Here is a 17,808-nt window from a genome sequence, read left to right on the forward strand (position 1 = left end):
TCATAAAAAAATGAGCGTATTGGCATACACTCATTTTTACTACATTTTTCTAATGTTTGCTTAACTGACTGGCATTACACGTTATGTGGGCTTTTTTATTGCGTATTCATTGACCTGAATTTCAGACAAAAAAATACGCAATGATTGGGGTGTTCATTGCGTATAACAACGAATCTGTCTTCACAGGTTCGGTAAAGGAGAAATGTTATGAACTTAGTCGTTCTTAAAACATAAGTAAATCATAGAGTGAACGGTCAGTCATTTCATTGGTGTTCACGTTAAGTGATGTAACCTAACGTTAAAAATAAGGAGATTCTGTGAATCTTCACCCAGAGTATGTTGGTTGATATCAACAAAAAGCCTTTCATGGCAGAAAGGCTTTTTCAGATGGGAGCTATAAAAATTTAAATGATAAAACTTAAATTATAAGGTCTTAAAAGTGGAAGACGCCTAAACCAGATTTCACCTCATCTAAAGTTTGCTGTGTAATATCACGGCATTTGTCTGTACCTGTTTTCAAAATATCCATGATGTAATCAGGATCTTTTGCCAGTTCCATACGACGTTCACGAATCGGTGTGATTAACTCTTTTAACACACCTTCAAGGCGTTTTTTCACCGTACCATCGCCTAAACCACCACGGCGATAATGTGCTTTCAGTTCTTCTACTTCTTCTTTATTTGGATCAAACGCATCGAGGTAAGTAAATACAATGTTACCTTCAACTTGACCTGGATCTTCAATGCGAAGATGGTTCGGGTCGGTATACATAGCATTCACAGCTTTTTTGATATCTTTATCAGAAGCATCGAGCACAATGGTATTGCCCAAAGATTTTGACATTTTTGCTTTACCATCAAAGCCCGGTAAACGGCTCATATTTGAGAGTAGTGCTTTACATTCAGGTAAAATTTCATGTCCAATTTGACGATTCAAACGACGTACGATTTCGTTGGTTTGTTCGATCATTGGAATCTGATCTTCACCGACAGGTACAACTGTGGCTTTAAATGCAGTAATGTCCGCAGCTTGGGCAATTGGGTAGCATAAGAAACCTGCAGGAATATCACGTTCAAAACCACGAAGTTGAATTTCAGCTTTAATGGTTGGGTTGCGTTCTAAACGAGAAACTGTCACAAAGTTGAGATACAACATAGTGAGCTCATTTAGTGCCGGTAAGCTCGATTGTACACAAATTGTGGTTTTGCTTGGGTCGATTCCCACAGCCAAGTAATCTGTGGCAACTTCAAGAATATTACGGCGTACTTTTTCAAAGTTATCAGCGTTATCAGTAAAAGCTTGTGCATCTGCCAATAATAAATGCTGATGGTGAGAATCCTGTAAACCTACACGAGAACGTAAAGATCCTACAAAGTGCCCTAAATGAAGTTGTCCTGTCGGACGGTCGCCTGTCAAAATAACAGGGCGATTGTCTTGATTACTCATTACCTATTTCCAAAGTCGTCTTGGCGACATGCTATTTTTCAAAGAATGGCAATATTGTACGGCATAATCTTTTTGAATGTCAGTGTTAAAAAAAACGGGAGTAAAAAAATTATAAAATCAGCTAAATTTCAAAAAACAAATATTCAAAAGTTGAGATCACAGATTAAAATGTCAAAGTTTTCAAGATGGATAAAAATAAATGGCGAGTAGCTTATTAATATTACTAGATGATATTGCCACGGTATTAGACGACGTTGCAGTCATGAGTAAAATGGCCGCAAAAAAAACTGCTGGGGTTTTAGGAGATGACTTAGCCCTGAACGCGCAGCAGGTCAGTGGTGTGCGTACCGATCGTGAGCTGCCTGTGGTGTGGGCGGTAGCCAAAGGCTCTTTTGTAAATAAATTGATTTTAGTGCCCGCAGCACTATTGATTAGTGTGGTTGCGCCGTGGTTGATCACGCCATTGTTGATGATCGGTGGTTTATTTCTGTGTTATGAAGGGGTAGAGAAAGTTCTGCACAGCTTACAGCACAAAAAAGCCAAAACAGAAGAAGAAGCCAGCCAGGAATTAACCACAATAGAAACTGACTTGGCTACTTTTGAAAAAGATAAGGTTAAAGGAGCGATTCGTACGGACTTTATTTTATCGGCTGAAATAGTGGTGATTTCGTTGGGTACAGTCGTTGCTGCAACTTTTGTGACCAAAGTAATGGTGCTGTCGGTGATTGCAATCCTGATGACCGTTGGTGTGTATGGTTTTGTCGCAATGATTGTCAAAATTGATGATTTAGGACTATATCTAACTGAGCAAGCCTCATCATTGAAGCAAAGTATTGGTCGTGGTTTATTGGCTTTTGCACCGAAGCTGATGAAAACCTTGACAATTGTCGGGACAATTGCCATGTTTTTAGTTGGTGGAGGCATCATTTCGCATGGTGTGCCTTTATTGCATCATTTTATGGAAGGTTCGGTGGATTATGCTGAGCACATTCCTGCAGTGGGAAGTATTATTGGTGCTTTAACACCAACTCTACTGAATTTAGTGATTGGTTTTGTCGCAGGTTTGATTGTACTGTGCGTGATTAGCTTTATTCAAAAGATTAGAACGAAGTCAGCTTAATCAAAAACGCATTGCTATCACATATTTCAGAAAAGGAAGATCACTATGCGCTGGAAGGGACGAAGAGTTAGTACGAATGTGGAAGACCGTCGCGGTGGTGGCGGTGCTAAAGCGGGCGGGATCAGTATTTTAGGGCTAATCGTGGCATTTGTGGCTTGGAAGTTTTTCGGTGTAGATCCGCAACAAGCCTATCAGGCAACGAAACAAGTGACATCACAAGGACAAACGGCTGAAGTGCAGGGTTTGGATCATCCAACTCAAGAACAGCAAGAAGCCATGGATTTTGTGGGGACAGTTTTGGCCGATACCGAAGATACGTGGTCGCAAGTATTTAAAGAACAACTGAATGCTCAATATCAACCGCCTAAATTGGTGATGTTTAGTGGGATGGTTAATTCAGCTTGTGGTGCGGCACAGGCTGCAATGGGACCGTTTTATTGTCCAGCGGATCAGAAAGTTTATATTGATACGGCATTCTTTAAAGATATGCGTACTCAAATGGGGATTTCTGGCGAACAAAACCAGACGGAGTTACAGCGTCATGACCAAGCGGGTGATTTTGCCCAAGCTTATGTGGTTGCACATGAAGTTGGTCATCATATACAGACCATTTTAGGGATTTCTGCTCAAGTTCAGAAAGCGCGTGCGCAAGCATCGAAAGCCGAAGGAAATCGTTATTCAGTGATGCAAGAACTACAGGCGGATTGTTTTGCCGGTATTTGGGCGCACCATAATCAACAACGTACGCAGTTCCTTGAGCAGGGCGATGTCGAAGAAGCCATGGATGCCGCACATAAAATTGGTGATGACTATTTGCAAAAAAGTGCAACAGGTCAGGTTGTTCCAGACAGTTTCACTCATGGCACCAGTGCTCAGCGCATGAAATGGTTTGAGATAGGCTTAAAAACAGGGAATATCAATCGTTGCGATACTTTTAATCAAGCGATTTGATACAAATAAAAAAGAGGATTGTGCAATCCTCTTTTTATTGAGATGTGACTGTGAAAGGCTTATTTGTTTAAAAAAGACTTAAAGTTACGCAGGATACGGATGCTGATATAGATCGCAGCAATTGCGAATAGGGCCACGCCAAATACAATATATTTCAGCCCAGAGATATCTTGCTGATAAAACTGTTTAATTTGAGCATCACTATATTTTAAAACGTGTTGTTGATGGCTGCGACTGTTGGTAAAACTGACTTGCTTGATGTAATGAAATTGACCGACTTTGATTAGATCAATATGCTGAATTTGACGAGTATGCGATTTATTGAAGTTATCTAAGCAAATATCCTTGAGATAATGCTCACAATGAACTTTGGCAATATAACCATTATTGGCCAGCAAAATAAAAATAGCTTTGTCTGGCGACTGATTATTTGAAAGCAATACCAGTTGCTCGTTAGCCGTTGAATCCAGAGAAATGTTTTTTGCCTGATGGAAATATTTATCGGCATACACAATTTCCTGTGTTTTACTTAAACAGGTCAGTATGAGGGCCGCTGTAATTAAAAAAATAACAGCAGCAAAGCAGAGGCGAAAAACAGTTTTAATAGTCTGATGCATAGGAGATTTAAAATAGCTAAGAAGAGTGCATAAAAACTATGCTGTAGACAATATGTTAATTCATCTGGATTAAATGTGCGAAAAAAACTTAATTGATACACGGGAATTATCAAAAAATCGTTAAAATATTTTATTTTTAAATGATAGTTAATATATCATTTATTTTTAAAATACCTATATCTCACTATGCAGGCGACATAGCCCCAAAATTGGAAACACAATGGGAAATCATCTCTTTCTTCAGGCCTTTACGGTAATTTTTGCACTTTCGATTGCCACGACAATTTTTAATAAACGAATTCTAGGTTTTCCTCAGGCCATTGGTGTTCCTATTGTTTCTGCTATTTTTGTCTTTATTTTGCAATGGGCGGCGAGTCTGTTAAATGGCAATCCGTTTGTGACGATTAATTTACACAATATTGAAGAAGCTGTTCGACATATCGACTTTTATGACTTTTTAATTAATGGGGTGATTTGTTTTATTTTGACCTCTTCTGCCCTCAAATTTAAAGTCTCCGATCTTAGAGTGCATTGGAAGCCGATCGGTATTTTAGCCAGTATTGCACTGGTTTTGTGTGCCGGTTTCTTTGGGGTGGCTTTGTATGGTTATCAATTCTTAATTGGACATCAAGTTGATTTGCTTGTCCTGCTGCTATTGGGGGCAGCACTGGGTGCAACCGATCCAATCGGGGTAAAGGGTGTTCTGAGCTCTGTACGTGCACCACATCATTTAATGGTGAAGCTTGAAGGCGAATCACTATTTAATGATGCAATGTGTATTGCAGTCTTCATGACTTTACTCAATGTTTTGCAAGGTGAACATTTTACTGTCCTCGGTACATTGGAAACATTGCTGTACGAGATTGTGGTTGCGGTGATTATTGGTTGGGGCTTTGGTCAAGGCATATTGCGCTTGCTACGCGGTAAACATGAAATGGAGTCCTTGATTTTAACCACTGCATTATTGGCTTGTGGTTCTTATCTGGTGGCGTTATTTGCGCATGCTTCAGCACCAATTGCCTGTGTGATTGGTGGTTTGATCGTCGGAAATAGATGGAAGGAAATCTTACAAGATCGTGAAATTCGTGAAATTAACCATTTTTGGCATACGGTTGAAGGCATTATTAACTCATTTCTCTTTACGTTAATTGGGTTGGAATTATTCATTCTAGATTTGAGTATCAGTTTGATTTTAGGTGGGATTTTTGCTTTTATTATTTTGCATGTTTCACGCTTTGCAGCAAATTATTTGGCTTTTGCCTTTTTCCCAAGTTTTCGCAAAAAAAGCTATAACGGCAGTCTGACAATTTTATCTTGGGGTGGGGTTCGTGGCGGGATTTCGCTGGCCTTGATTTTGGCGGTGGCGAATATTCCACAATTGAGTGAATACAGCAGTATCTTAATTGGATATACCTTTATTGCAGTGTTGATGTCTGGTCTGGTGTGTGGGCTTGGTTTACCTGCGGTGATGAATGCATTTTATTACAATCCGAATGAGGAAACACGGGGCTTTAAAGGTTGGTATCAAAGGATGTGCCACAAAATGAACCGGAAGGGTTTTCAGTATATTGTGGGTGAAGATATTCATGGAAATGAGACAATTACTGTGTATAACCCCGAAGCATTAATTGATACCAAAGCAGATGATGGTGTAGCTGCGGTACATAATCCGGAAAAAGTACAAGAAGTTCGCCGTTTGGAAAACCCAGAAAACTTCTAGTTTTGAGTTTTTAAAGTTGTTTAAAAAAGAAATACTGCGGTATTTCTTTTTTTTGAAAAATTTTAGGAAAAACTTATTATCTAGTGTGCATTTACAGATAAAAAGAATTGATGTTGCAAATGCAAAATGTGTTATGGCTCAGATGTTTCTAGCATTATTGATTACCCAATGCTTATTCAGTTATGGTGATTGAATATGCTGTTTTGTATGTGGTTAAGATCTTCGCTGTACTAATCGATTAAAACGCAGTAAAAGATATTGGGGGCTTTTTCTAGGATTAAGATGGTTATAGTACAGGATTGAGATCAAGGGATTCCATGAAACAGAGTGATGAATTAGCAACACACATTTTACAGGTGGTTCATCTGATTCCATTTGGGAAAGTCGCCACCTATGGACAAATCGCTCAGCTTTCAGGTTTGCCTAAACATGCGCGTTTGGTCGGTTATGTACTCAAAAATATAGACGGTGCAGCAAATGTACCATGGCATCGGGTAATTAATTCTCAAGGTAAAATTAGCACTCAACGGCTCAATGCACAAGGCGAGAACATTCAACAGGAAAAGTTAGCAGCAGAGCAGGTTGTTGTGGTGAATGGGCGCATTAATTTGAAGTATTATCAATGGCAACCTTAAGTATATAGATAATCCACCCAAAAAATTAAAGCCTTCTCGAAAGAAGGCTTTAAGCTTTAAAATACTGGGGATAACTTATTTACGCACCACAAGTACAGGAGTATCAGAAGCACTTAAAATGCTTTGTGCTACGCTACCCAAGAAGAATTTTTTAATCCCTGTACGACCATGCGAACCAATAATAATCAGGTCAGCATTGGTTTCTTTTGCAGCATTTACCAGCTCTGTATGTACCACTTGGCCTTCAAGTAAGCGGGTTTCTACAGTGACGCCTTCAGTCGAAAACTTCTCTTTAGCCTCTGCCAATGTATTTAAAATTGAAGCGCGCGCACGTTCAATCAAATCATTGGTTTGAGATGCAGAAATGTATTCGGCAGCAATATATGGGTCCAACGTCAGTACTTGAACCACTGTAATTTTGCTGTCGAAAGCTTTCGCAAATTCAACTGCCTTTGCGACAGCAGCATATGAAGTTTCGGAACCGTCGATTGGAACTAAAATATTATTTAAAGCCATTATATTTCTCCTTTTAGGATTAATTGAATCTGTAAATGAACAAAGAATAAAAACGCTATAAAATTTTGGTTATAGACTTATCATATGCTGTTTTAAAAATGAATAAAACCCAGTAAATTCATAAGGATAATCTTCATGTTTATCAAATAAATCTTATAAAAGATATACTTGGCTTTAGCAAAATTAACAATAGTAAAATAATTTAAAGATGTAAATAATTTTAACTAAATGCTGAATAACGTTCATGGGAAATGTACGACAAAATACTCTTGAATTTGCCGTATTGGATTGAATGGCTTATTCACATTGAATTGAGCTTGCATCTAGCTTTATTTGGGGCGCTGTCTGCTCAAACTGCTGAAATTTAGCCCAGCTCGAAGCATCAAAAATATGCTGTTGTAACTGTTGGATTTTTTTATCGCTGACATGGTGTAGATTGGCACAATGTAAAGCCATTTGATTTTCTTTGGCCACGTTCAACACCGCTTCACGATTATTTAAATCTAGGCTATAGACCTTTTGTTGTGCTTTACTGAGTTGTGTCAAACTACGTTTTTGCTGCATAGATAAAAGAGATTGTTGATTAATCCACGTTGCGACATCACGGCGTACGCCATTGTAATCAACAAAAATCGGTGAAACCAATTGACAGCCAGTCAGACCGATCAGAATGAAACCGAGGGCGAGGTAGATTTTTTTCATTGAAGAAGCCTTCATTATAAAACACTAATTTTTAATCAAAAATGTGATAAATACGATAAAAATATCAAGATTTGCTTAAATATTATCATCTTAATGTTTGTATGTTTAAACTCTGAACAAATATGCACAAAAATACTTGACGATAATGGCGTAAATCTAGATAATGCCCCCACAGTTTACGGCTATGTAGCTCAGTTGGTTAGAGCACCGCACTCATAATGCGGGGGTCACAAGTTCAAGTCTCGTCATAGCCACCATTTTTATAGACCAAGCTCTCAGCTTGGTCTCTTTTTTTGTGCCGAAAAAAGTTTCTTCGTGCCTTCAATTCACGTTATTCATAAAATTATATTTGCATGATTTTTTATGCCTGATCGCTTAAATAATGACCCAGCCATTTCTTTGCGTATCTACATTTTTGAAATATTCATTTTCATTGTATTGAATCAATCATGGCAATAAAAAAGCCCAGTAGATCACTGAGCTTTTTAGATTTAAACTGAATATTTAAGCTTAAACACCCGGTTTCCAACCATTCACGATTGGGTAACGACGTTCGCGGCTATATGCGCGTGAGCTGATACGCGGGCCAATTGCGCCTTGACGACGTTTGTATTCATTGAAATCGACTAAGCGAATCACTTTTTTCACAACGTCTGCATTAAAACCTTTGGCGATAATATCGTCTTGGCTCATATCTTCTTCGATATAAGCATACAGAATTGCATCCAATACATCGTATTCAGGTAATGAGTCTTGGTCTTTTTGATCCGGACGCAGTTCAGCAGAAGGTGGGCGAGTAATCACACGTTCAGGAATCACTGGTGTTTCTGAAATGCTGTTACGGTATTTTGCCAGTTCAAATACAATGGTTTTATACACATCTTTGAGTACTGCATAGCCACCGACCATGTCGCCATATAGGGTGCAATAGCCGACAGAAAGTTCAGATTTGTTTCCTGTCGCTAGCACAAGGTTGCCAAACTTATTTGAAAGTGCCATTAACAAGGTACCGCGTGAACGCGCTTGTAAATTTTCTTCTGTTGTATCGGTAGGTATTTCACCAAAGAACGGGAACAAGGTTTGCATAAAGCTATTTACGATTGGGTTAATTTCGGCAATACCGAAAGTCACGCCCATATTTTTTGCTTGCTCTGCTGCATCTTCAACACTGATTTGTGCTGTATAGGTATAAGGCATCATCACAGCTTGTACTTTATCTGCACCAATCGCATCGGCAGCAATGGCCAAAGTTAAAGCAGAATCAATCCCGCCAGACAAACCAAGAATTACACCTGGAAAGCCTGAACGTTGTACGTAGTCACGCGTTGCAGTCACAAGGCTTTGATAGATCTCAGCCATTGTGTTTAAAACTGGAGTAATTGTGCCGGTTTTATAGGCTTTTTGTTCAGCGTCATATTCAGCGATATGCAAGCCTTCAACAAAACTTGGTGCTTGTACTACGACTTCACCAGCATTGTTCATGACAAAGCTTGTACCATCAAATACTAGATCGTCTTGACCGCCAACTTGGTTACAGTACACTAAGTTAAGGTTCAATTGCTTGGTCAAGGCAGACATAGTTTCGATACGATGTTGTGGCTTGCCAACTTCATAAGGTGAAGCATTTAAGACCAATGCTGTTTCAACATTAAGTTGAGCAAGTTGTTGAACGGTTGGTAGAGCCCAAACATCTTCGCAAATCAGTACGCCAAACTTATGGCCGAGGTATTCAAATACAAGGTGTTGATGACCTTCGCTGAAATAGCGTTTTTCATCAAACACGCTGTAGTTAGGTAGGTTTTGTTTGTTGTAAATTCCTAGAACCTGACCATTTTTCATGACCGCAGCAGCATTATAACGTTGGCCATCTTCAGTTTGGTTAACAAAACCAAAGACCAACACGATATCTTGAATGGTCGCCAATTGCTCAAAAGCTTGCTGGGTACGTTTATTTAAGCTTGGACGTAAAAATAAATCTTCAGCAGGGTAGCCCACTGTAGAAAGTTCAGGGAAAACAATAATATCTGCATTTTGTTCTTTTGCTGCATTTGCTTGTTGAAGCATTTTTGCTGCGTTTGATTCTAGGTTACCAATATGCGGAGAGAACTGAGCAAGTGCAATTTTAAAACTATTCATTCCAACTAAATCCTATTCCTATAGGTGAATACACTTAACACACTGATTTGTATTATTGTAATTACTCAGCGAGTGTATTTAGACATAAAAATACTGCCGAAAGGCGAAAACAAAACACCATCATCGTATGATAATTAAACCTATTTTTTGCGAGGCAAAAAACTCGGTCAGCTTATTTTATCTGAAATTAAGCGAGATACTAGGGTTATTCATGGCTTTTGAAAAAGGAAGTCTGAGATATTGTAAATAAAGTAATTTTTAATGTTGGTTTTTCATCCATAAATGAGCTTCACTCTGTGGATGATGATCCGCTTGGACTCAATTGGGCGATTTTTGGTTTTTATCCAATTTAAAAGACAGTTGAGGGTATTGAAAATTAATCACCATCAAATCGTCGTATTCATGCTGAAATTATTTGATTAATATTGGTTGTAAAATAATATTCTCGATGCGTTTTAAATAGATATCTCGTGCGATATCACCTTGCTGCTCAATATTGTAGTCAAAAAAAGCTTTATTTGGTTTGAGTGTGTAATGGTAGGGATTATATTTTTTAAAACTCAAAAAATAGCCTATTTGTAGAATTGCACCTAAGCCCAGCACATTGATGTTCTTTTGGTGTTGATAGACGTGTGTCATTTCATGGATAAATAGAGCGCGAAAGCTTAGTCTTTCTTTGGAATAATCATTTCTATACAGTAAATTTCGTGCATGGATATAGCCACTCGGTGCCATCACCACATTCTGTGCCTGCCACGGCAAAAAAGGATGATTCATCACTTTGACTTGCTCATAATCAATCAAATCACCAAACACACTTCGGCACATGGTAATTTCACCTGAGGTTAATGTACGCCATTTAAAACGATCTAGTTTGAGCAGTTGAATCAGTGTGGGAATGAGTTTGAGCATAGGTGGATAAATATCAAAATCTAGAATCATTCAAACGCTAATATAACCTGAAATTGAAATACTTATACTGATGTGCTGTTCACTAGCGCTAAAGTAGCGAAAATTTTGCACTAAAACAAAATGCTCAAAACTACGCATGGCCTGTAATGACAAGCTTTTGAGCTGTGCTGCATGGTTGTTTTGCCGATTGTCCAACACAGTAAATAATTGAGCGAATTTGCAAATCAAGAGGTCGGTTTTGCTAATGGTCTGGGCTTTTAACTGTCTTAGTTTGATGCTCAATAGATGTGTATTTCCTGATTTTGACATGAGGTCAGTCAAGGAAAACACCAACATTGAGAGAAAAACCATGAGTGCTTTTCAACCAATTAAAAAAACCTTAACTTGCATTTTTTCAGGTCCTGCTTTTGATGCAGCAAAACAATCGGCAGTTGTTCCCATTCGTCACATGAAGTTTGATTTTGAGGCGGAAAAGATTGATCCAAAATTTTATTTAAATGCAGAATTGGCCAGTGCCTATTTTGGATCACTGTCCATCTTTCTGACTTTTGGTGAAGATCTGGTGATTGATACGGCACGTTATCATCGGGATTTTATCAGCGACCCACTACTTAAACAGCGTGTAACGTCCTTGATTGGACAAGAAGCATTGCATTCGCGTTTGCATGATGAAATGAATGATGCCTATCGCGATGCCGGATTGCCAGTTGAAATTTTCCGTACTTTGGCCAGTTATGTTTTTGATTATGGATTTAATCGTTTGCCTCAGCCGATGAAACTATCTCTCATGGCGGGGATTGAGCATTTCACCGCAGTACTGGCCGAATACATGATGAATCATGAGGAAATTTTCTTTCATTCTCAAGATGAAAAGCAGCGTGCGATTTGGATGTGGCATATGTTGGAGGAATCTGAACACAAAGACATTGCTTATGATGTGTTCCAAAGTTTATCGAATAACTATGCGCTACGTATTGCAGGTTTTTTCCCTGCGCTGATCACCATTTTGGTGTTGATCTCCTTCGCTTCATTCTTTGTTCCATTTTATCGCAAGCCGTCTAACTTGATGAGCCTTAGTTATTGGAAAGAGATGCCGCGCAGTGTAGGACTGATCTTTGGCTTAAAAAATGGCGTGTATGGCAGCAGCTTAAAACATATTTTTGATTATTTGCGTCCAGGCTTTCATCCGAATGATTATGACACATCAGCTTTTCTTGAATATTACAAAAAGCGTTTATTGAATCCTGTGGATGGTGTGTTGACACCGTATTTTGTCAAAGAATTTACCCCTGCATTAAAAGTATACAAAGGACAGTCAAGATGGGTTTATTTCAGAAAAAGTCCCGACCAAGTCATCAGGCTTATGCCGTGGTGACGGGTGCGGGCAGTGGAATCGGACGGAGCTATGCACTAGAGTTAGCGCGTCGTGGTGGAACGGTGGTGTGTGCAGATATTCAACTCGACGCGGCACAAGAAACGGTTGATCAGATTCAATTACTGACTTCATCACAAGCCTATGCGGTGCAATGTGATGTGGGCAAAGCGGAACAAGTCGCGGCACTCGCAGAGCAAGCTGAACAGTTAATGGGGTATCCCGTGACCTTGGTCATTAATAATGCTGGTGTGGGCTTAGGCGGAAAGTTTGATGAACTGAGTTTGGAAGATTGGCAATGGTGTATGCATGTCAATTTGTGGGGTGTGGTGCATGGCTGCCATTATTTTGTACCGAAGCTGAAAAGTAATCCAAATGGTGGGGCGATTATTAATGTGGCTTCCGCAGCAGCGTATACCGCAGCACCTGAGATGACAGCGTATAACGTGACCAAGTCGAGTGTGTTGGCTTTGTCAGAAACGCTTTCGGCAGAACTACGCTCAGTCAATATTCGCCTCAATGTGTTATGTCCAACTTTAGTGCCCACCAATATTATGAAAAATGGACGCCTTCCAAGTCGTTATGCAGGTCTGGCAGATCAGTTGCTGATAAATCATGCTTTCACCACCAGTCATGCTGTTGCAAAACTCAGTTTGAATCATTTGGATGCAGGCAAGTTGTACACCATTCCACAGCCAGATGCCAAGCTGTTTTGGTGGTTGAAACGCTTATCACCTCAGCTCTATACCCGCCTATTGGGTGTGGGCTATCCATTCTTTAATACCTATATTAAAAAGTCGGGAGCAAATGTATGAATATGCCGACGCAATTACATGAGGAAGATGTAAAATCTTTAGAACAAGAAAGGCCTCAGTCCAAAACCAAGGCAGAGCCTAAAATAAGTTCAAAAAACAGCACACGCCGAAACAACACGACCAAAGCTGCAAATAAAAAAGCAGCAGCACCTCAGTCAGATCAAGCTGAACAACTGAATCAAGATGTGCCTGTTTATGACACTATTGTGATTGGTGCAGGTATTTCAGGTTTGGCCGCAGCACATCGTATGAATGAGCTGGGTTATCGCAATTATGTGGTTTTAGAAAAAGCACACCGCGTTGGTGGTACTTGGCGTGACAATACCTATCCGGGTTGTGGTTGTGATGTGCCCTCAGTGTTGTATTCATTTTCCTTTGCGCCAAGTCACAAATGGAGTCATCTATTTGCCAAACAGCCTGAAATTTTGAGCTATTTGGAAGATGTGGCTACACAACACGAGTTATATCAGAACATCCAATTTAACTGTGAATTAAAGCATGCTGAATGGAATGAAGCTGAGAAACAGTGGCAACTCGATACGTCAAAAGGGTGCTATGCGGCACGAACTGTCATTTTTTCTACAGGATCGATTACCGAACCACAAATTCCACAGATCAATGGGATTGAAAGCTTTAAAGGCGAAATGTTCCATTCGGCACGTTGGAATCATCAATATGATTTAAAAGATAAACGTATCGCGGTGATTGGTACGGGCGCTTCGGCCATTCAGTTTATTCCGCAGATTCAACCTTTAGCCAAAAATCTGGTGGTGTTTCAACGCACAGCACCTTGGGTTTTGCCAAAAGCAGATTTCCCATTAAATGATCGTGCTAAAGGATGGATTACACGTTTCCCTCAAATTCAGGATACGTGGCGTAAAAGTGTGGCAGAAATTCTAAATGCCATTAATTTGGGTTTACGCAATCCAACCTTGTTAGAACCCATCAACTTTTTGGGTCGCCAATTATTAAAATTACAAATTCAGGATGATGCACTGCGTAAAAACGTCACACCAAATTTTTCGATTGGTTGTAAGCGACTTTTGTTTGCCAATGATTATTATCCTGCATTGCAACAAGCCAATGTTGAACTGATTCCACAGGGTTTGGTTGAAATTGACGGCAATACGGTGATCGCGTCAAATGGCGAACGACATGAAGTTGATGTGATTATTTGGGGCACAGGCTTTGAAGTGTCGCATCCGCCGATTGGTCGCCGTGTTAAAAATGCTCAAGGTGAATTGCTGTCGGAGCTTTGGAAAGATAGCTCACCAGAAGCCTTTCTAGGCACCAGTATTGCGCAAGTGCCCAATGCATTCTTGGTGCTAGGGCCGAATATTTTGGTGTATGACTCATTTATAGGTATTGCTGAAGCGCAAGTCGGTTATATCGTCGATGCTTTGGTAAAAATGAAGCAGGATAAAATTCAGCGCATCGAAATTAAGCCCAATGTTTTGGCTTATCACAATGCCAAAGTGCAGACACATTTACAAAGTACGGTATTTAACCGTGGTGGGTGTAAGAGTTATTACCTAGATGTGAATGGACGTAACTTTGCAGCATGGCCGTGGTCGCTGAGTTATTTGAAACAACGTTTAGCACAGGTGAATTGGGATGATTATGATACGGTGGCCTGAGCACTAAAACTCAAATTCAGTAAATCTATTTGATAAGATTACAGATATTCACCTTAACGCATAAAAAAACCACCCCAAAGGGTGGTTTTTTCAAAATCAGATAATTCTTTCGAATTAACGACCTTGGATGTCGCGTTGAGTTTCGCCAGTGTAAAGCTGACGAGGACGACCGATTTTGTAAGCTGTGCTGTGCATTTCTAACCAGTGGCTGATCCAACCAACAGTACGTGCAAGCGCGAAGATTACGGTAAACATTTCTGTTGGGATACCAATCGCTTTAAGGATGATACCTGAGTAGAAGTCTACGTTAGGGTATAGGTTACGTTTGATGAAGTATTCGTCAGAAAGCGCAATACGTTCAAGTTCCATAGCCAAAGCAAGTTGTGGATCGTTGATACCAAGCGCAGTTAACACTTCGTCACAAGTTTCTTTCATTACTTTCGCACGTGGATCGAAGTTTTTGTAAACTCGGTGACCGAAGCCCATAAGTTTAACTTCTTTAGTTTTCACTTTTTCCATGAACGGAGCAACGTTTTCTACAGTGCCGATTTCATCAAGCATCTTAAGAACAGCTTCGTTTGCACCACCGTGAGCAGGTCCCCATAGAGCCGCGATACCAGCAGCGATACATGCATACGGGTTAGCGCCAGTAGAACCAGCAAGACGTACTGTAGAAGTAGACGCGTTTTGTTCGTGGTCAGCATGAAGCGTGAAAATACGGTCCATTGCTTTCGCAAGAATTGGGTCAACTTTGTAGTCACGGTCTGCAGGAGTAGCAAACATCATGTACAGGAAGTTTTCTGCGTAAGTCAAATCGTTACGTGGGTAAACGAATGGTTGACCAACTGTGTATTTGTAAGTCCAAGCAGCCAGTGTAGGTACTTTAGCGATCAAACGAATCGCAGTGATTTCACGATGGTCGATGTTTTCGATGTCAAGGCTGTTGTGATAGAACGCAGAAAGCGCACCAACAACACCACACATGATCGCCATAGGATGCGCGTCACGACGGAAACCATTGAAGAAGCGGCTAACTTGGTCGTGAACCATAGTGTGGTTACGAACTTTAGCGTCAAATTCAACTTTCTGTTCAGCAGTTGGAAGCTCGCCATTTAGAAGAAGGTAGCAAGTTTCTAGGTAGTCTGCTTTAGTCGCTAACTGGTCGATTGGGTAGCCACGGTGTAAAAGAACGCCTTTACCACCATCGATGAATGTAATTTTAGATTCACACGCCGCTGTAGATACGAAACCAGGATCAAAAGTAAAGTGGCCTGCAGCCAATACATCTTTAACATCAATTACATCTGGGCCCAGAGTGCCACTGTAAATTGGTAAGTCAATTTCTTTGCCATCAAGCTGTAAAACGGCTTTTTTGCCAGTTGCTTCAGACATTCAATAGATCTCCTGTCCTGGTGAATGTTTTTATCTGACTCAGTACTAATCTTTTAATGCGAGAATCAGACGGATCAAAAATTTGCTCTAAGATTAGAGGGAACTGAAATTTTGTCAATTATACTTATGGATAAAAGTAACGTTCGAATAGGGAACTGAGTCACAGAGTATCCGTTTAAAAAATGAATAAAATCACAGCGCCGACGCAGTATAATAAGTCAAATTACAAGAGAGGTGCAGATTATAAAAAGCCTATTGTCTTAATTGTAGGCAATTTCTAATCTTTAAAAACTCTGAAACTTTAAGCTTTATCAAGAGGTGGATTTGCCTAAATGATTATAATTTTCGTAACTTACAGCTGTTTCAGGATTTAAATTGTTCTTTTCTTATTCATAATTAAAACGACTAACTGAAGCTTTAAAAAAAGTTTGTTTGGTTAAAAAATGGCTCATTAGATTGTAAGAATTGATTAAAAATAAGCCATATTTGGCGCTAAAATTGCTGAAAATGACGATTTTATATGCAAGATTCATCTTGTGGTTTTTTTTATACACAGACTAAGTGCTTATTTCATTTCATGATCTCTTTGTTATATAAAATTTAAAAATATTTAATATTTTAATTTTTGATTATGGCTTGGCGAATTTTGCAGATGATTTTAAAATAGGGGAGCAAAAGAATAGTTTAGTTTTGTTCATCTTTAGTCTAAATGTAAAATAAAAGGTATACCCTTAATAATTATAAAGAAAAATAAATTTACCTATTTAAAACCAATAAGATAGTGTTTTTCTGTTAGACCTTACACTTATTTAACCTCATTGAATTTAATGTTAATGATTCTTATTTAAGGAATTTTTGATCAAAAGCTAATTGTCTTCGTTTGTATTTTGATAGTTCACGTTTTATAATTCGCTGTCGTTTATAAAAGATCAGACAGCTGCAGAGTTTATTATATTGTATTGTCTGACTATGCCAGCTTTCCTACGAATTAATTCCAACAAACTCCGGATGGAGTTTTTACTTACAGGATGCCCGCTGTGAAAAGCAACAGACCTGTCAATTTGTCCATGGGTCAAGTTTTAGAAGTAAACTTAAAATCCCCTGTGGCTATTGCATCAATTCTACACCGTCTATCAGGTGTTATCGTATTTTTACTCGTACCGGTCCTTCTGTGGATTTTAGACAAGTCTTTATCTTCGCCTGAAGGTTTTGCACAAGTTAAAGAAATCTTCAGCGGTTTCATTGTGCGCTTTGTCGTATGGGTATTTGTAGCCGGCCTGATTTTCCACTTTATCGCAGGTGTTAAACACTTGCTTGCAGATATCGGTTTTGCTGAAGAACTGCAAAGTGGTCGTATCGCAGCTACTATTTCATTGATCTTGTCTGCAATCGGTATTGTTGCAGCATTTGTATGGATTGTTCTCTAATGAAAAGTGCTACAGGTTTAACAGGATCAGGTTCACGCGATTGGTTTATCCAGCGTGTAAGTGCCGTTGTATTGGCTGTTTATACTATTGTTGTACTGGGTTGGATCCTTTGCAATAGCGGGTTCACTTTTGAGCAATGGTATGGCTTTATGATGACAACTCCAATGAAGATTTTATCTTTATTGTCTGTCTTATCTCTTGTTGCGCATGCTTGGATCGGTATGTGGCAGGTATTCACTGACTATGTGACTACTCGTCAAATGGGTCCTTCAGCAAACGGTTTGCGTTTGGTGCTGACATCTGCAGTAATTATTGCAGTATTTGCATACGCGATCTGGGCGATCCAGATTTTTTGGGCAAATTGATAGGAAGATATCATGGGCGCTATAACCCCTAAAGAAGATTACAC

Annotated in this window: 15 protein-coding genes, 1 tRNA gene and 1 pseudogene; 10 read left to right on the top strand and 7 right to left on the bottom strand. The window is 39.4% G+C overall.

What is annotated here, in order from left to right:
- Positions 1 to 433 precede the first annotated feature (433 nt).
- The gene (gene trpS, locus ACN6OV_RS09225) at positions 434 to 1,447 is read right to left on the bottom strand and encodes a tryptophan--tRNA ligase (protein WP_427952253.1); all 1,014 of its coding nucleotides are present in this window, start codon (positions 1,445 to 1,447) and stop codon (positions 434 to 436) included.
- Between the two features lie 199 nt (positions 1,448 to 1,646).
- Between trpS and ACN6OV_RS09230 the strand changes: the two genes are divergently transcribed.
- Together ACN6OV_RS09230 and ypfJ are read left to right on the top strand one after the other, a co-directional pair.
- On the top strand, positions 1,647 to 2,567 hold the full coding sequence (locus tag ACN6OV_RS09230) for a DUF808 domain-containing protein (RefSeq protein WP_427952255.1): 921 nt from the start codon (positions 1,647 to 1,649) through the stop codon (positions 2,565 to 2,567).
- Positions 2,568 to 2,612: 45 nt separating this feature from the next.
- A complete protein-coding gene (gene ypfJ / locus ACN6OV_RS09235; protein WP_427952257.1) occupies positions 2,613 to 3,518 on the top strand; it encodes a KPN_02809 family neutral zinc metallopeptidase in 906 nt (301 codons plus the stop codon).
- A gap of 59 nt (positions 3,519 to 3,577) precedes the next feature.
- Here ypfJ and ACN6OV_RS09240 read toward each other — a convergent pair whose 3' ends face one another.
- Entirely contained in the window at positions 3,578 to 4,135 is a 558-nt protein-coding gene (locus ACN6OV_RS09240) for a hypothetical protein (protein WP_427952259.1), read from the bottom strand.
- Between the two features lie 220 nt (positions 4,136 to 4,355).
- On the opposite strand from ACN6OV_RS09240, the gene ACN6OV_RS09245 reads away from it, so the two are divergent.
- Complete coding sequence (locus ACN6OV_RS09245) at positions 4,356 to 5,855, top strand: cation:proton antiporter (RefSeq protein WP_427952261.1); 1,500 nt, start codon at positions 4,356 to 4,358, stop codon at positions 5,853 to 5,855.
- A 317-nt stretch (positions 5,856 to 6,172) separates the two neighbouring features.
- Positions 6,173 to 6,490 carry an MGMT family protein gene (locus tag ACN6OV_RS09250; protein ID WP_427952263.1) on the top strand — a complete coding sequence of 106 codons (318 nt, stop codon included), beginning with the start codon at positions 6,173 to 6,175 and terminating at the stop codon, positions 6,488 to 6,490.
- A gap of 75 nt (positions 6,491 to 6,565) precedes the next feature.
- Here the strand turns inward: ACN6OV_RS09250 and ACN6OV_RS09255 are convergent, their stop codons facing one another.
- On the bottom strand, positions 6,566 to 7,006 hold the full coding sequence (locus ACN6OV_RS09255) for a universal stress protein (RefSeq protein ID WP_427952265.1): 441 nt from the start codon (positions 7,004 to 7,006) through the stop codon (positions 6,566 to 6,568).
- A 297-nt stretch (positions 7,007 to 7,303) separates the two neighbouring features.
- Positions 7,304 to 7,708: a hypothetical protein gene (locus tag ACN6OV_RS09260; RefSeq protein WP_427952267.1), complete on the bottom strand. Its 405-nt coding sequence runs from the start codon at positions 7,706 to 7,708 to the stop codon at positions 7,304 to 7,306.
- Positions 7,709 to 7,888: 180 nt separating this feature from the next.
- Between ACN6OV_RS09260 and ACN6OV_RS09265 the strand changes: the two genes are divergently transcribed.
- Positions 7,889 to 7,965: transfer RNA gene (locus tag ACN6OV_RS09265), tRNA-Met, on the top strand.
- 253 nt (positions 7,966 to 8,218) lie between these two features.
- On the opposite strand, the gene ACN6OV_RS09270 is transcribed toward ACN6OV_RS09265, so the two are convergent.
- A complete protein-coding gene (locus ACN6OV_RS09270) occupies positions 8,219 to 9,844 on the bottom strand; it encodes an NAD+ synthase (protein ID WP_427952269.1) in 1,626 nt (541 codons plus the stop codon).
- Positions 9,845 to 10,255: 411 nt separating this feature from the next.
- The gene (locus ACN6OV_RS09275) at positions 10,256 to 10,756 is read right to left on the bottom strand and encodes a hypothetical protein (RefSeq protein WP_427952281.1); all 501 of its coding nucleotides are present in this window, start codon (positions 10,754 to 10,756) and stop codon (positions 10,256 to 10,258) included.
- A gap of 349 nt (positions 10,757 to 11,105) precedes the next feature.
- Between ACN6OV_RS09275 and ACN6OV_RS09280 the strand changes: the two are divergent.
- The 3 genes and pseudogenes from ACN6OV_RS09280 to ACN6OV_RS09290 all read left to right on the top strand — a co-directional run.
- A pseudogene (locus tag ACN6OV_RS09280) lies at positions 11,106 to 12,056 on the top strand (metal-dependent hydrolase); the annotation flags it as partial.
- A 20-nt stretch (positions 12,057 to 12,076) separates the two neighbouring features.
- Positions 12,077 to 12,943, top strand: coding sequence for an SDR family NAD(P)-dependent oxidoreductase (locus tag ACN6OV_RS09285; RefSeq protein ID WP_427952271.1), 867 nt, complete (start codon positions 12,077 to 12,079; stop codon positions 12,941 to 12,943).
- The gene (locus ACN6OV_RS09290) at positions 12,940 to 14,580 is read left to right on the top strand and encodes a flavin-containing monooxygenase (protein WP_427952273.1); all 1,641 of its coding nucleotides are present in this window, start codon (positions 12,940 to 12,942) and stop codon (positions 14,578 to 14,580) included. Before ACN6OV_RS09285 ends, ACN6OV_RS09290 begins: the two co-directional genes overlap by 4 nt.
- Before the next feature lie 114 nt (positions 14,581 to 14,694).
- Here the strand turns inward: ACN6OV_RS09290 and gltA are convergent, their stop codons facing one another.
- The gene (gene gltA, locus ACN6OV_RS09295; RefSeq protein WP_427952275.1) at positions 14,695 to 15,972 is read right to left on the bottom strand and encodes a citrate synthase; all 1,278 of its coding nucleotides are present in this window, start codon (positions 15,970 to 15,972) and stop codon (positions 14,695 to 14,697) included.
- A 1,028-nt stretch (positions 15,973 to 17,000) separates the two neighbouring features.
- Between gltA and sdhC the strand changes: the two genes are divergently transcribed.
- Together sdhC and sdhD are read left to right on the top strand one after the other, a co-directional pair.
- Entirely contained in the window at positions 17,001 to 17,399 is a 399-nt protein-coding gene (sdhC, locus tag ACN6OV_RS09300) for a succinate dehydrogenase, cytochrome b556 subunit (protein WP_427952277.1), read from the top strand.
- Positions 17,399 to 17,764: a succinate dehydrogenase, hydrophobic membrane anchor protein gene (gene sdhD / locus ACN6OV_RS09305; protein WP_427952279.1), complete on the top strand. Its 366-nt coding sequence runs from the start codon at positions 17,399 to 17,401 to the stop codon at positions 17,762 to 17,764. Before sdhC ends, sdhD begins: the two co-directional genes overlap by 1 nt.
- Positions 17,765 to 17,808: the final 44 nt, after the last annotated feature.

It is taken from the genome of Acinetobacter sp. (assembly GCF_050285345.1).
Lineage (GTDB): Bacteria > Pseudomonadota > Gammaproteobacteria > Pseudomonadales > Moraxellaceae > Acinetobacter.